Here is a 14891-nt window from a genome sequence, read left to right as displayed (position 1 = left end):
CGGTTCATGAGTTCACCAGGTCCAGGCGGGGACGACGCGGAGATCATCACCGCGTCGCTCCGGCAACCCGAGCGGTTCGCCGCGGTCTTCGACCGCCACGCGCCGCACATCCATCGCTACCTCGCCCGGCGGCTCGGCGGCCAGATCGCCGACGACCTGATGGGCGAGACGTTCCTGATCGCGTTCGGCGGACGCGATCGCTACGACCCGGCGTTCCCCAGCGCGCGGCCGTGGCTCTACGGCATCGCCACCAACCTCGCCGGGCAGCGACGGCGCGAGGAGGCGCGCGAGTACCGGCTGCGGGCCGCTCTCGGGCCGCCCGCCGACCAGGATTGTCACGCGGAGCGCGTCGCCGAGCAGGTGACCGCCCAGGCGATGAACGACCGGCTCGCCACCGCGCTGGCCGGACTCGCCCGGGGAGATCGCGACGTGCTCCTGCTGATCGCGTGGGAAGGCCTCGCCTACGAAGAGGTCGCGTCGGCGCTGGGCATCCCCGTCGGCACCGTCCGGTCGCGCTTGAACCGGGCCCGCAAGAAAGTCCGCGCGAAGCTGGGCCACGCCCTCGCCGAGGAGGTCTCGAACCATGGATGAGATGCAGCTGCTGCGCGAATTCGCCGGACCGGCCGGGCTCCCCGCCCGCGACGACCTGGCCCGGAAGCGGGCCGAACTGGTCGCCGCCACGACCGCGCGGCGGCCGGCTCGCCGCCGGCCCGCCATGTGGGGCGGCCTCACCGCGGCCGGGCTCGCCGCGGCGGCCGCCGCCGTCGTCGTCCTCGCTCCGGCCGACACCGCGGTCTCGCCGGGCCCGGAACCCCGGCCGTCGACCGATCCGGTGTGGATCCTGCACACCGCCGCCGCGCGGGCCCGCGCCCTGCCGGACGTCGAACCGCGGCCGGACCAGTTCGTCTACACCCGGACGCGCCTCGCGGACGGCCGGGAGAACGAGACGTGGGCGTCGGCGGACGGCACCCACGACGGGCTGGAGTTCCTCTTCGGCCACGAAACCGAGGTCGCGGGCTGCCGCGACGGGAAGCGCGTGCAGAGGGAAGGCCGCGGGAGGACGGCGACGAGCCGGTGCACGCCCCGCCCGGCGGCCCACCCCGACCTGCCGGCCGACGCCGACGCCATGCTCGCCTACCTGCACCGGAGCACCTACGGCGAAGGGGACACCCGGCACGACCTCGGCAACGAGGTCGTCGATCTGGCCGGGGGTTACCTGCGCCCGGCGGCGCGAGCCGCGCTCTACGAGGCCGTGGCGAAGGTGCCCGGGCTGGTCGCCCGGCCGGACGCGAAGGACGCCACCGGCCGGCCGGTGCTCGGGATCACCTGGAACAGCACCACCGAGCACGGGATCGGCAACCAGGACGAGTTCCTGTTCGATCCGGTGACCTTCGCCTACCTCGGCAACGGAACGACCGGCTTGGTCGTGAGCCAGGGGATCGTCGACGCCGTGCGGCAGCGGCCCTGACCCGGAAAGCCGTGAATGGCACATTGAGGGACTTGAAGTCCCTCAATGTGCCATTCACGGATCTTGGCTCAGCCGAAGAAGACTTCGGCTTCCTGGTAGCGCTCGACCGGCACCGTCTTCAGCTCGGCCGTCGCTTCGGACAGCTTCACGCGGACGATGTCCGTGCCCTTGAGGGCGACCATGACGCCGAAGTCGCCGTCGGCCACCGCGTCGACCGCGTGGAGGCCGAAGCGGGTGGCCAGGACGCGGTCGTACGCCGTCGGGGTGCCGCCGCGCTGGACGTGGCCCAGGACCACCGCGCGGGACTCCTTGCCGGTGCGGGACGCGATCTCGTCGGCGAGCCAGGTGCCGATGCCGCCGAGGCGGACGTGCCCGAAGGCGTCCTTCTCGCCGGTGAGCAGCCGCTCTTCGCCGCCCTCGGGCAGGGCGCCCTCGGCGACGACGATGATCGGCGCGAACTCCTTCTCGAACCGGCGCTCGACCCACGACACGACCTGGTCGACGCTGAAGTGCCGCTCCGGCACCAGGATCACGCTCGCGCCACCGGCGAGGCCGGAGTGCAGCGCGATCCAGCCGGCGTGGCGGCCCATGACCTCGACGACCAGCGCGCGGTGGTGCGACTCGGCGGTGGTGTGCAGCCGGTCGATCGCCTCGGTCGCGATGGAGACCGCGGTGTCGAAGCCGAAGGTGTAGTCGGTGGCGCCGAGGTCGTTGTCGATGGTCTTGGGTACACCGACGACGCCGACGCCGTCGTCGGTGAGCCGCTTCGCGACGCCCAGGGTGTCCTCGCCGCCGATCGCGATCAGCGCGTCGACGCCCTGGTCGGCCAGCACGCTCTTGATCTTGTCGACGCCACCCTCGACCTTGTACGGGTTGGTGCGCGAGGACCGCAGGATCGTGCCGCCGCGGGTGAGGATGTCCTCGACGTCGTTCAGGCCGAGCGGGCGGCTGTCGCCGGTGAGCGGGCCGTTCCAGCCGTTGCGGAAGCCCACGAAGTCCCAGCCGTGCACCTCGATGCCCTTACGCACCACCGCGCGGATCACCGCGTTGAGCCCCGGGCAGTCGCCGCCGCCGGTCAGCACACCGACACGCATGAGAAGCCTCCGTCTGTGTTTTCTGGAGATGACAGTCACATTTGCCAAGGGCCAGCGTAGCGCCAATCGTCTGGATCGGTGCAGCCCGTACCACCTGCGAATCGGCGGGCGGCCGGCGTGTGCTACCTTGGCGCCGTGCAGCGCTATTACTGGTTTACGAAGCCGGCCCCGGGTGGGCACGGCGGCGTGAACCTGCGCTGACACCACCCCGAGCCGGATTTCCAACCGGCTCGGCGAGTTCCCGCGGGTCGGTGTCCACCAGGAAGGACCACCCCCGCCATGACGCTCTCCGCCGGCCCCGCCACCATCGGTGACCTCGACGCCGCGCGCACCACGTCGATCAGTCCGCTCATTTCGCCCGCGCTGCTGCGCGAGGATCATCCGGTCGACGCCGCCGTCGCCAAAGTCGTGCGGCAGGGCCGCGCCGAAACCGTCGACATCCTCGAAGGCCGCGACGACCGGCTGCTCGTCGTGGTCGGCCCGTGCTCGGTGCACGACCCCGAAGCCGCCCTCGACTACGCCCGCCGGCTGGCGGCGAAGGCCGAGGAACTGCGCGGCGAGCTGCACGTCGTGATGCGCGTGTACTTCGAGAAGCCGCGCACCACGCTGGGCTGGAAGGGCCTGATCAACGACCCCGACCTCGACGGCACCTTCGCCGTCAACAAGGGCCTGCGGCTGGCGCGGAAGCTGCTGCTCGACGTCTCCGCGCTCGGCCTGCCGGTGGGTTGCGAGTTCCTCGACCCGATCACGCCGCAGTTCATCGCCGACATCGTCACGTGGGGATCGATCGGCGCCCGGACCGCGGCCAGCCAGGTGCACCGCCAGCTGTGCAGCGCGCTGTCGATGCCGGTGGGGATCAAGAACTCCACCGAGGGCGACGTCCAGGTGGCGGTCGACGCGACCCGCGCGGCCGCGGCGAGCCACGTGTTCCCCGGCATCAATACCGACGGCCTGGCGGCGCTGCTCACGACGTCCGGCAACCCGGACTGCCACGTGATCCTCCGCGGCCACAACGGCGGCCCCAACTACGACGCTCTTACCGTCGCCGACACCCTCGCCCGGCTGGCCAAGTCGGGCCTGCCGGAGCGGGTGATCATCGACGCGAGCCACGGCAACAGCGGGAAGGACCATGTGCGCCAGGCTTCGGTGGTCCGGGAGCTGGCGTCGCGTATCGGCAACGGAGAGCGCGGGATCGTCGGGCTGATGATGGAGAGCTTCCTCGCGGCGGGCCGCCAGGACCTTTCGCTGGGGCACCCGGAGCAGTTGACGTACGGGCAGTCGATCACGGACGCGTGCCTCGCGTGGGACGACACGGCGCCGCTGCTGGACGAGCTCGCCGCGGCCGTGCGGGCGCGCCGCTGAAAGGTCCCCGGCCTGGGGGTCCCCCGGTTTTCACGTTACCGGAGACCACCGACAGCTCCGGGCGGGCCGACATGGCCCGGACCGCCGGCTGAAGTCGCGAATGACCAAGGCCGGGCAGTTAGCTGCGGCAGCGAGCGGTCAAGCTGCCCGATTGGCCCGATTAGCCCGGTTTCAGGTGCTCGCCCACAGCCGTGAATGGCCCATTGAGGGACATAGAGTCCCTCAATGGGCCATTCACGGCCTACCGTTGACCGCTTGCGCGGCAGAGGAATCCTTAACTACCCGGCATTGCCCGAATGAGTCATTCGCGACACCAAGCCGAGTGGTAAGGCCGCCCGGTTGCGGCGGCGGCGATCGCGAAGGCCGTTGGCGCGGCGGCGCGAGAACAGGCCGAAAGACCCTGCCGATCGGGCCCGGAGACCCGGCGGTCACATCCCCAGTGACCGGCCGATCAGGTCCTTCATGATCTCGGTGGTCCCGCCGTACAGCCGTTGCACCCGGGCGTCCCGCCACAGCCGGGCGATCTCGTACTCGTTGACGTAGCCGTACCCGCCGTGCAGCTGGAGGCAGCGGTCGAGGATCTCCCACTGCGTCTCGGTGGTCCACCACTTCGCGCCCGCGGCCTCCTCGGCGGTCAGCTCACCCGCGTTCGCGGCGAGGACGCACTGGTCGAGGTAGGTGCGCATGACGTCGATCTTGGTCCGCATCTCGGCGAGCGCGTGCCGGTTGACCTGGAACTTCCCGATCGGCTGACCGAACGCCTCCCGGTCGCCCGCGTACGCGAGGGTGATCTCGTAGGCCCGCTGCGCACTCGCGACGGCGTGCACGGCGATGCCGAGCCGCTCCTTCGGCAGGTTCCGCATCAGGTGGTAGAAGCCCTTGTTCTCCTCGCCGATCAGGTTTTCGGCAGGCACCCGGACGTCGTCGAAGATCAGTTCCGCGGTGTCGGCCGAGCGCTGCCCGATCTTGTCCAGCTTGCGCCCGCGGGAGAACCCGGGTGTCTCCGCTTCGACAGCGATGAGGCTGATGCCGCGATGCCCGGCCGACGGATCGGTCTTGCACGCGACCATGACCAGATCGGCGAGGAGCCCGCTCGAGATGAACGTCTTCGTCCCGTTGAGCACGTAGTGGTCACCGTCCCGGCGGGCGGTCGTGCGCAGGCCACGCACGTCGGAGCCGGCGCCAGGCTCGGAGATCGCGATGGCGGTGATGATCTCCCCCGAGCAGAACCCGGGCAGCCACCGCCGCCGCTGCTCCGGGGTCGTCAGGGTGATCAGGTACGGCGCCATGACGTCGTTCTGCAGACCGAGCCCGATGCCCACCGCTCCGCTCGCCCAGTACTCCTCAGTGAGGATCGCGTTGAACCGGAAGTCGCCGACCCCGGAGCCGCCGTACTCTTCGGGCACCTCCCAGCCGAGCAGTCCCTGCTCGCCGGCCTTCAGCCAGGCCTCCCGGCTGACCTTGCCGTCGGCCTCCCACTCGTCGACGAAGGGGACGCACTCCTTCTCGAAGTACGTCCTGGCGGACCGGCGGAACAGTTCGTGCTCTTCGGTGAATATGGTCCGGCGCATCTCGGCCGACTCCTCGTCCCGGCCTGCTCAGCCGTTGCGTTCGGTGCCCCACAGTACATTCAGTTAGCTAATTGAACTATAACGGTCCCTGTCAAGGTCGTCCGGGGCGGCCGGCGCGCGCCTGCTCTACCCTGTGGCGAGGACACGACGAGGGAGGGGTGGCGTGGAGCAGCCATCGGAACGTGACCGGCTCATGGACGCCGCGTACCGCGCACTGGTGGCCACCGGTGGCGCCGCCCTCTCGGTGAACGAGGTCCTGCGGGCCGCCGAGCTGTCCACCCGCGCGTTCTACCGGCACTTCACCTCGAAGGACGAGCTGCTGCTCGCCCTGTTCCGGCAGGACTCCGACCGGGTGGCCGCCCGCCTGCGCCGTGCCGCCTCCGCCGAGCCACCCGCCGCCGCACTGCTCGCCTTCGTGCAGGCCATGCTGAGAATCACCGCCGATCCGCGCCGGCGTCAGCGAGTCCTGATCATGTCCTCCGAGGAGATCGCCCGGGCCAAGGGGTTCGTCGCCGAGCGCCAGCGCTACCACGCGCTCGTCCAGGGCGAGCTCACCGGCCTCCTCGAGCGGGGCCGGGCCGACGGCACGTTCCCGCTGACGCGGCCGGCGTCCGATGCCGGGTGGATCCGCGCCGCGATCCAGCACGCCTTCGACGAGCAGATCGCCGGGACCGCACCGGCCACCCCGAACGAGACCGCCGAACTGCTGACCGGCTTCGCGCTGCGCGCCCTCGGGGCCACCGGCCACTGAGGCGGGGAGAACCGGGTGTTGACAGCCTGGCTTCCAAGGCATCTACTGAAAACGTCATTTTCACTCGTCGGGCGACGCAGCCCAGGGGAAGAAGGATTCCGATGGAGAAGATCTGGGCGAACTCCGGCGACTCGCACTTCCTCGAGCCCGAGGAGCTGTGGCGGGAAAACCTGCCGGCGCGGCTGGCCGAACTCGTCCCGCGCGCCGAGCGGGATCCGGACGGCGAGTGGGAGACCGTGCACATCGACGGCATGTCCTTCCGCCGCAAGCTGCCGACGGGACGCAACAAGGAGTTCCTCGAGGCGACACACCGGGCCCCGGGCGCCCGCGATCTCGCCAAGCGAATGGTCGACCTCGACAACGAAGGCGTCTGGGCGGAGCTGGTCTTCCCGTCGCTGGGCATGTGGAGCTCCTCGTTCCGCACGCCGGAGGTCCTGCGGGAAGCGCTCAGGGTCAGCAACGACTGGGCCTGGGACGCGATCGAGGGCTTCTCGCCGCGGCTGGTCACCACCGCGCAGGTGTCCACCCTGGACATCGGCGACGCGGTGGCCGAGCTGGAACGCGTCGCCGAGCTGGGCTACCGCGCGGTCTACCTCCCGGTCGCGCCGCACCCGCTGCAGAAGGACTACAACCAGGACGATTGGGAGCCGTTCTGGACGGCCGCGGAGCGGGCGAACATGGTGCTCGCGTTCCACATCGGCACCGACCCGATCGACCTGTCCAAGGGCGGCGCGTCCGGGGTGATCTACCGCGGCCCCGGCGGCGCGGTGCTGAACTACACCGAGACAACCTTCGGCGGTCAGCGCGCCGTGATGAAGCTCGTCGCCTCCGGGGCCCTGGACCGCCACCCGGACCTGCGGGTCCTGGTGTCCGAGGGCGGGGCGACCTGGGTGCCGTTCGTCGCCGACCGGATGGAGGAGGGGTACCGCCAGCACGCGATGGCGGTCCGGCCCAAGCTCAAGCGGTCGCCGAAGGAAATCATCTACTCACAGGTGTACGCCTCCTTCCAGCACGACGAGTCCGCGATCGCCGCGTGCACCGCCATGGGGTACGAAAACGTCATGTGGGGCAGCGACTACCCCCACATGGAAGGCACCTACGGGCACACGCAGGAGACGCTGCACCACCTGTTCGACGGCGTGGACCCGAAGGTCCGCCACCGCATCACGGCGGGCGCCTTCATCGAGCTGTTCCCCGGCGTGCCGCCCCTGCCGGCACCGGTCACGGTCTGACCGGGAGCGCACCGCGATGAGTGACGACAACGTCCTGTACGACTCCCCCACCGAGTTCCTCCACGAGGTGGCGGAGAAATCGGGCCGATGCGTGGCCCAGTCCGTCATTCCCCTGGACGACGGTTCCTACGTGTGCGCCTGCTCGTGCGAACGGTGGGAGGTGATCGCACCCAGTCGCGCCGACGGGCTGCGCCTCGCCCGTGCGCACACCGGATCGCTCCCATGACCGGCGTGTCCGCGTCGGCCCCCGGCCTCGCGCGCGCCGCCCTGCTCGAGCTGGTCGGCGAAATCCTGGACCTCGAACACCTCGGGGAGAACCTCTTCCGCGGCCGCAGCCCGCGGACGGCGACGCTGCGGGTGTTCGGCGGCCAGGTCGCCGGGCAGGCCCTGGTGGCGGCGGGGCGGACCGTCGCCCGGGCCCGGCCGGTGCACAGCCTCCACGGCTATTTCGTCCGGCCGGGCCACCCCGACGACCCGATCGTCTACCGGGTCCACCGGATCCGGGACGGCCGCTCGTTCACCACCCGCCGGGTGGACGCGCTGCAGCACGGCGAAACGATCTTCACGATGTCGGCCAGTTTCCACGCCGACGAGCCGGGTCTGACCCACCAGGACACGATGCCGGCGGCGCCACCACCCGAGTCGCTGCCCACCACGCACGAGGCGTTCCTGCACGTGGGCCGGGACACCCCGGGGAACATGCTGCCGTTCGACCTGCGCCGCGCCGGTGAGCACGGCTGGCGGGCCGGGCGCGACCCGGAACGCGCCACCCAGGTCTGGTTGCGGGCGGCCGACGACGTCGGCGACGATCCCCTGCTGCACGCCTGCCTGCTGACGTACGCGAGCGACCTGACCCTGCTGAGCGGCGTCACCTACGCCCACCGGCTGGAGTCCTTCGGCGCGGACGGCGGCCAGGTCGCCATGGCCAGCCTGGATCACGCGGTCTGGTTCCACCGCCCGTTCCGGGTGGACGACTGGCTGCTGTTCGACCAGGACTCCCCGACCGCCGACGGCGGCCGCGGGCTGGCGCGAGGCCGGTTCTTCGACCGCGCCGGCCGGCACGTGGCCAGCGCGGTCCAGGAAGGACTCGTGCGCGTCCGTCCTCAGTAGACGGTGTGCCGCGCGCCTCGCCGGGGCACCCTTCCCCACTGCCACCCTCTCGGATATAGTTAGATGAATTGACTATTAACGTCCAGTCGAAGGCGGCCCCGAGTGCGTGACGGTTCTCCCGCGACGGCACAGCTCGCCGAGTGGGTGCACGGCATGCAACGGGCGACGCCGGACGCCGCGGTCGCCCACCAGGTCCGGCGGCTCGTGCTGGACTGCCTCGCGGCCGCGATCGCCGGTTCGGCGACGCCGGTGGCAGCCGCGGTACGCGACCTCGTCGCCGCGATGTATCCGGGCGACCACGCCGCGATCGTCGGCGGCGGGCGGGCCTCGGCCGCCGGGGCGGCGCTCGCCAACGGCACCGCCGCACACGCCCTCGACATCGACGACGGCTACACCCCGGGCTCGGTGCACCCGAGCGCGCCGACGGTCCCGGCCGTCCTGGCGGCGGCGGAGAGCACCGGCGCCCCGGCCGGCACCGTGCTCCGCGCCGTCGCGACCGCCGTGGAGGTGACCTGCCGCCTCGCCCGCGCCGCCCATCCCGCGACCCGGGAGGCCGGGTTCCACAACACCGCGCTGGCGGGCGTGGTGGGTGCGGCGGCCGGGGTGTCGGTGGTGCTCGGCCTCGACCGGGCCGACGTGGCCTCGGCGCTGGGTGTCGCGGCTTCGCATTCGGGCGGGCTGTTCGAGTTCCTGGGCAGCGGCGCCGAGGTCAAGCGGCTGCACGCCGGCAAGGCGGCCCGCGACGGCCTGCTGTCCGCCCACCTCGCTCGGCTGGGCGTCAGCGGTCCGGCGACCGCGCTCGAAGGCGCCAACGGCTACTTTCACGCCTTTGCCCGCGACGCGTGGCGCCCGGCCGAGCTGCTCGACGGGCTCGGCGAGCGCTGGGCGCTGCGGGACACCTACGTCAAGGTCCACCCGTGCTGCCGCCACCTGCACAGCGCCATCGACGCGCTGCTGGACCTGCGGGCGGAACACGACCTCGCCGCGGTGACGGCGGTGCGCGTCGAGACCTACTCGGTCGCCGCGGCCCACGCGCACACGACGTTCGGTAGCTTCATCGACGCGCAGATGAGCCTGCCCTACGCGGTGGCGGTGACCCTGCTCGACGGCCAGGCCGGCCTGGCGCAGTTCGACGCGGCCCATCGGGCGTCCGCCGAGGTGGCCGCGCTCGCGGCGCGGGTCGAGGTCGTGGCCGGCGCCGAGTTCGACGCCCGCTATCCGGCCGAGCGCCCGGCCCGGGTCACCGTGCACCGCGCCGGGCGGCCCGCGCTGTGCCACGAGGTCGGCCAGCCGCGCGGCGAGCCGAGCCGCCCCTTGGCCGACGAAGAGCTCACGGCGAAGTTCCGGCTGCTCGCCGACCCCGTCCTCGGCGCCGGCCGCGCGGCGGGCGTCGCCGCCGCCGTGTGGGCCTTCGACGACATCGCCGCGATCGTGTCCGGGCTCGCGGACGTGAACGAGAGGAATTCCCGATGACGACCAGCACCGACGAGCGGACGGCGTTCGCCGAGTCGGTCCGGGCCTTCGCCCGCGACCGGCTGGCCGCCGGAGCGCTCGAACGAGCACACGCGCCCGGCTATCCGTGGGACGTCGCGGAGTTACTGGCCCGGCAGGGCCTGCTCGGGCTGACGGTGCCGGAAAGCGACGGCGGCCAGGGCGCCACCCTGCTGGACGCCGTGACGGCCATCCGGGAGATCGGCCTGGTCTGCCCGAAGAGCGCCGATGTGGTGCAGGCAGGCAACTTCGGAGCGCTCCGGACCTTCGCCGAGTACGCCGGCGACGAACAGAAAGCTCGCTTCCTGCCCGGGTTCCTGGCCGGCACGACGCTGCTGGGGCTGGCGATGAGCGAACCCGAGGCGGGTTCGGCCGTCACCGACCTGACCACGAGCGCCGAGCCGGACGGCGGCGGATACGTCGTCAACGGCACCAAGATCTGGTCCACCCACAGCGTCGAGGCGAACGTCTTCCTCGTCTACCTCCGTTTCGGCCCCGGTGTCGGCGGCATCGGCTCGGTGCTCGTCGAACGCGGCACGCCCGGGCTGGAGATCGGCAAGCCGTCGAGCTACCTGAGCGGCGAGCAGTGGGCGCCGTTGTACTTCGAGAACTGCCACGTCCCCGCCGCGAACGTGCTGCTGGGGCCCGGCGGCTTCAAAAAGCAGATCAGCGGATTCAACGTCGAGCGGCTCGGCAACGCCGCCCGCTCGCTCGCACTGGGCAGGCTGGCGTTCACCATCGCCCGCGACCACGTGCTCCAGCGCGAGCAGTTCGGCCGCCCGCTCGCCGACTTCCAGGGCGTCCAGTGGAAGTTCGCCGACATGGCGGTGGCGCTGGACGGCGCGGAACTCCTGCTGGAGCGGGCGGCGGCCAACGCGGACGATGGCCTGCCGTCGGCCTACGAGACCTCGGTCGCCAAGCTCGCGGCCAACCAGGCCGGCTTCCAGGCCGCCGACCAGGCCATGCAGGTGATGGGCGCGATGGGCTACAGCACGGAGACCCTGGTCGAGTACTGCTTCCGTCGCACGCGGGGCTGGATGATCGCGGGCGGCTCGCTCGAGATCCTGCGCAACCGGATCGCCGAAGACGTCCTGGGGCGCCGGTTCAGCCAACGAGCCCCGAAGTGACGGCCGATCTCGCCGCCGCCCTGTTCACGCCGCGCAGCGTGGCGCTGGTCGGTGCCTCCACGGATCCCGCCAAGGCGTCGTCACGCCCGCTGCGCTTCCTGCGGCGCAGCGGGTTCGCCGGCGCCGTCTACCCGGTCAACAGCCGAGCCGGGGTCATCGACGGAGAGCCCGCCTTCCCGTCGCTCGACGCCCTGCCCGAGGTGCCCGAGCACGCGTTCCTGATGACCCCGGCCGCGGCCACCCTCGACGCCGTGAGGCAGTGCGGCAACCTCGGCGTGCCGGTGGTGACCGTCCTGTCCGGCGGCTTCGCCGAAGCCGGGCCGGACGGCGCCGCGCGGCAGCGGGAACTCGTCGCCATGGCCCGGGAATCCGGCACCCGCGTCGTCGGGCCGAGCAGCCTCGGCCTGGTCAACACCCGCACCGGCCTGACGCTCACCGCCAACGCCGCGTTCGCCGACCCGGACCTGAAGCCCGGCGGGATCTTCGTCGCCTCGCACTCCGGCAGCCTCATCGGCGCGCTGCTGTCCCGCGGTGCCGCCTGCTCCCACCTGGTGTCGGTCGGCGGCGAAGCCGACCTCGGGATCGGCGAGATCTGCGGCGCCGCCGTGGCCGACCCCGACGTCACCGGGTTCCTGCTGTTCCTGGAGAACCTGCGGCACGCGGACAGCCTGCGCACCTTCGCCCGCGAGGCCGCGGCGCACGGGAAGCCGGTGCTGGCCTACAAGCTGGGCCGCTCCCGGGCCGCCGCGGAGCTGGCCGTGTCCCACACCGGCTCCCTGGCGGGCGAGGACGACGTGGCCGCGGCCTTCCTCGCCGACTGCGGGATCGCCCGCGCGCACACCCTCGACGGCCTGCTCGAAGGCCTCCCCCTGCTCGCCAGGACCCCGGTGGACACCGGCACGACCCGGCGGGTCGGCGTGGTCACGACCACCGGCGGGGGCGCCGCGATGGTCGTCGACCAGCTGGGCGTGCTGGGCGTCGAAGTGGCGGGACCCACGCCGGCCACGCTCGCCCGGCTCGCCGCGGCCGGCGCGCCGGCCGCTCCGGGCGTCATCGTCGACCTCACCCTGGCGGGCACCCGGTACGAGGTGATGTCCGCGGCCTTGGACGTGCTGCTGTCCTGCGGCGAGTTCGACCTCGTCGTCGCCGTGGTCGGGTCCTCGGCCCGGTTCGAGCCCGAGGTCGCGGTCCGCCCGATCGTCGACCGCGCCCACCGGGAGCGGCTGGCGGCGTTCCTCGTGCCGCACGCGCCGGAGGCGCTGACCATGCTCGCCGACGCCGGTGTTCCCGCATTCCGCACGCCGGAATCGTGTGCCGACGCGATCGCCGCGGCACTCGCACGACGAGCACCACGCAGCGTGTCACCGCCCATGCCCGGTGAGCCCGGCGCCGGTCGCCCGCTCGACGAGGCGGCGTCGTACGCCCTGCTGGCCGCCTCGGGCGTCGAAGCCGCGCCCCACCGGGTGATTCCCATCGACGACCTCGGCGCCGATCCGGGCCTGCGGTTCCCGGTCGTGGTCAAGGCGCTGTCCCCCGCGCTCGGGCACAAGAGCGACGTCGGCGGTGTGGTGCTGAACGTGCGGACAGCCGAGGAGGTCCGCGACGCGGCTCGCCGGATCCGCGCCGACGTGGCCACGCGAGGCGGGGTCGAGATCTCGGAGGTGCTGGTGCAGTCGATGGAATCGGGCGTCGGCGAGGTGCTCGTCGGCTACCGGATCGACCCGGACGCGGGCCCGCTCGTGCTGGTCGCCGCCGGTGGCGTGCTCACGGAGATCTACGCCGACCGCAGCCTCAGCCCGGCCCCGGTCGACCTCGCCACCGCGCACCGCATGCTCGGCGAGGTGAAGGGCATCGCGGCCCTGCGAGGCCATCGCGGTGCGCAGCCCGGCGACCTCGAGGCGCTGGCCCGGCTGGTCGTCGCCGTGTCGGAGCTGGCCGCGCGCGGTGACGTCGTCGAAGCCGAACTCAACCCCGTGCTCGTCCGCCCGGACGGCGAAGGCGTCGTCGCGCTCGACGCCGTCGTCCGGCTGCGCGAGGTGCCGACGAACGGAGAAGCAGAGTGATCTCCCACCCCGAGCCCCGGATGCTCGTCGACGGCCGCTGGACGCGGGGTTCCGGGACGGAAACCCGCCCGGTCGAGAACCCGGCGACCGGCGAGACGCTCACCGAACTGCCGGTCGCCACCGCCGCGGACCTCGACGAGGCGCTGGACGCCGCACGCCGGGCCTTCCCCGGCTGGCGCCGGACGTCCCCGGTCGAGCGCGGCCGCGTGCTGCGCGAGGGCGCGCGGCTCATCCGCGCCCGGGCCGGGGACCTGGCCATGGTCATCACCCTCGAACTGGGCAAGCCGCTGACCGAGTCGCGCGCCGAGGTTCTCCTGGCCGCCGAGCACCTCGAATGGGCGGCCGAGGAGGCCCGCCGGTCGTACGGCCGGGTCATCCCGGCCCGGGATCCGGAGACCCTGCAGCACACCGTGGTCGAACCGGTCGGCGTGGTCGCCGCGTTCGCGCCGTGGAACGCGCCGGCCGTGACACCGGCACGCAAGATCGGCGGAGCGCTCGCCGCCGGCTGCTCGATGATCCTGAAACCGGCCGAGGAAACCCCGACGGCGGCACTGATGATGGCCGCGGCCCTGCGGGAGGCCGGGCTGCCCGATGGCGTCCTCAACGTCGTCTTCGGCGACCCGCCGATGATCGGGCGTCACCTGGTGACCTCGCCGGTCGTGCGAGCGGTCACCTTCACCGGATCCACCGCGGTCGGCGCCGAGCTCCGGGCGCTGGGCGCGCCGTCGATGACCCGGATGACCATGGAACTCGGCGGGCACGCGCCGGTCCTGGTGCTCGCGGACGCCGACGTCGAGTCGGTCGCGCGCTCGGCGGTGCCGGCGTGCTACCGAAACTCCGGCCAGGTCTGCACCTCCCCCACCCGGTTTCTCGTCCACGCCGACGTGCACGACCGGTTCCTGGCCGCCTTCGTCGACGCGGTCCGCGGCCGCAAGGTCGGCGACGGGCGCGCCGACGGTGTCCACATGGGACCGGTCGCCACCGAGCGGCGGCTGCGGGCGCTGACCGAGATGACGGCCGACGCCCGTGCCCGCGGCGCCGTCGTCGAGACCGGTGGCGAGCGGATCGGCGACACCGGGTGGTTCTTCGCCCCGGCCGTACTGACGTCGGTGCCGCCGGACTCGCTCGCCGGCACCGTCGAGCCGTTCGGTCCGCTGAAGACGGTGACGCCGTTCGACGACCTGGACGAGGCACTGGCGGAGGCGAACCGGCTGCCGTTCGGCCTGGCGTCCTACGCCTGGACCGGCGACTCGCGCGCCGCCGCGCACATCGCGCGTGAGCTGGAAGCCGGGTCGGTGGCGGTCAACAGCTGGCGGCCGTCCCTGCCGGAAACCCCGTTCGGCGGGTTCCACCTCAGCGGCGTCGGCACGGAGGGCGGGGCCGAAGGCCTCGGCGGGTTCCAGCGGCTCAAGTACGTGAGCCGCAGCTGACCCCTCAGGGTTCCGGCAAAGTCGCTTCCGCCGCATCCGGGCGGCCTCACCACTCGGCCTGGTGTCGCGAATGACCAAGGCCGGGCAGTTGGCTGCGGCAGCGAGCCTGTCAAGCTGCCCGATTGGCCCGGTTTCAGGTGCTCGCCCAAGGCCGTGAATGTCGCATTGAGGGACATAGAGTCCCTCAATGCG

General features: G+C 72.3%; 13 protein-coding genes. 11 read left to right on the top strand and 2 right to left on the bottom strand.

From position 1 onward, the window contains the following. Nucleotides 1-6 precede the first annotated feature (6 nt). Complete coding sequence (locus AB0M82_RS28010; RefSeq protein ID WP_364727771.1) at nucleotides 7-591, top strand: RNA polymerase sigma factor; 585 nt, start codon at nucleotides 7-9, stop codon at nucleotides 589-591. Next, nucleotides 584-1468: a CU044_5270 family protein gene (locus AB0M82_RS28005; RefSeq protein WP_364727769.1), complete on the top strand. Its 885-nt coding sequence runs from the start codon at nucleotides 584-586 to the stop codon at nucleotides 1466-1468. The genes AB0M82_RS28010 and AB0M82_RS28005 overlap by 8 nt, the downstream gene beginning before the upstream one ends. A gap of 68 nt (nucleotides 1469-1536) precedes the next feature. Here the strand turns inward: AB0M82_RS28005 and AB0M82_RS28000 are convergent, their stop codons facing one another. Beyond that, nucleotides 1537-2562, bottom strand: coding sequence for a 6-phosphofructokinase (locus AB0M82_RS28000; RefSeq protein ID WP_364727767.1), 1026 nt, complete (start codon nucleotides 2560-2562; stop codon nucleotides 1537-1539). Nucleotides 2563-2841: 279 nt separating this feature from the next. Between AB0M82_RS28000 and AB0M82_RS27995 the strand changes: the two genes are divergently transcribed. Further along, nucleotides 2842-3924 (top strand): 3-deoxy-7-phosphoheptulonate synthase, encoded by a 1083-nt coding sequence (locus tag AB0M82_RS27995; protein WP_364727765.1) that lies wholly within the window; start codon nucleotides 2842-2844, stop codon nucleotides 3922-3924. Nucleotides 3925-4352: 428 nt separating this feature from the next. Here the strand turns inward: AB0M82_RS27995 and AB0M82_RS27990 are convergent, their stop codons facing one another. After that, entirely contained in the window at nucleotides 4353-5495 is a 1143-nt protein-coding gene (locus tag AB0M82_RS27990) for an acyl-CoA dehydrogenase family protein (RefSeq protein ID WP_364727762.1), read from the bottom strand. Nucleotides 5496-5658: 163 nt separating this feature from the next. Here AB0M82_RS27990 and AB0M82_RS27985 point away from each other — a divergent pair, with 163 nt between their 5' ends. From AB0M82_RS27985 to AB0M82_RS27950, 8 genes are all read left to right on the top strand, one after another. Beyond that, nucleotides 5659-6246, top strand: a complete 588-nt coding sequence (locus AB0M82_RS27985) for a helix-turn-helix domain-containing protein (RefSeq protein WP_364727760.1) — start codon at nucleotides 5659-5661, stop codon at nucleotides 6244-6246. Nucleotides 6247-6347: 101 nt separating this feature from the next. Next, nucleotides 6348-7478 carry an amidohydrolase family protein gene (locus tag AB0M82_RS27980; RefSeq protein ID WP_364727757.1) on the top strand — a complete coding sequence of 377 codons (1131 nt, stop codon included), beginning with the start codon at nucleotides 6348-6350 and terminating at the stop codon, nucleotides 7476-7478. A 16-nt stretch (nucleotides 7479-7494) separates the two neighbouring features. Continuing rightward, nucleotides 7495-7704: a hypothetical protein gene (locus AB0M82_RS27975; RefSeq protein WP_364727754.1), complete on the top strand. Its 210-nt coding sequence runs from the start codon at nucleotides 7495-7497 to the stop codon at nucleotides 7702-7704. Beyond that, nucleotides 7701-8588, top strand: a complete 888-nt coding sequence (locus AB0M82_RS27970) for an acyl-CoA thioesterase II (protein ID WP_364727752.1) — start codon at nucleotides 7701-7703, stop codon at nucleotides 8586-8588. The genes AB0M82_RS27975 and AB0M82_RS27970 overlap by 4 nt, the downstream gene beginning before the upstream one ends. A 102-nt stretch (nucleotides 8589-8690) precedes the next feature. After that, on the top strand, nucleotides 8691-10061 hold the full coding sequence (locus tag AB0M82_RS27965) for an MmgE/PrpD family protein (protein WP_364727750.1): 1371 nt from the start codon (nucleotides 8691-8693) through the stop codon (nucleotides 10059-10061). Then, nucleotides 10058-11206 carry an acyl-CoA dehydrogenase family protein gene (locus tag AB0M82_RS27960; protein ID WP_364727747.1) on the top strand — a complete coding sequence of 383 codons (1149 nt, stop codon included), beginning with the start codon at nucleotides 10058-10060 and terminating at the stop codon, nucleotides 11204-11206. The genes AB0M82_RS27965 and AB0M82_RS27960 overlap by 4 nt, the downstream gene beginning before the upstream one ends. Continuing rightward, on the top strand, nucleotides 11203-13269 hold the full coding sequence (locus AB0M82_RS27955; protein ID WP_364727744.1) for an acetate--CoA ligase family protein: 2067 nt from the start codon (nucleotides 11203-11205) through the stop codon (nucleotides 13267-13269). Before AB0M82_RS27960 ends, AB0M82_RS27955 begins: the two co-directional genes overlap by 4 nt. After that, nucleotides 13266-14699 carry an NAD-dependent succinate-semialdehyde dehydrogenase gene (locus AB0M82_RS27950; protein WP_364727741.1) on the top strand — a complete coding sequence of 478 codons (1434 nt, stop codon included), beginning with the start codon at nucleotides 13266-13268 and terminating at the stop codon, nucleotides 14697-14699. Before AB0M82_RS27955 ends, AB0M82_RS27950 begins: the two co-directional genes overlap by 4 nt. The last annotated feature ends 192 nt before the right edge of the window (nucleotides 14700-14891 follow it).

Origin of the sequence: Amycolatopsis sp. NPDC051128 (assembly GCF_040682715.1) — a bacterium.
GTDB lineage: Bacteria > Actinomycetota > Actinomycetes > Mycobacteriales > Pseudonocardiaceae > Amycolatopsis.
Note: the sequence above shows the minus strand (reverse complement) of the source record. Positions and strands in the feature narration are given on the sequence as shown.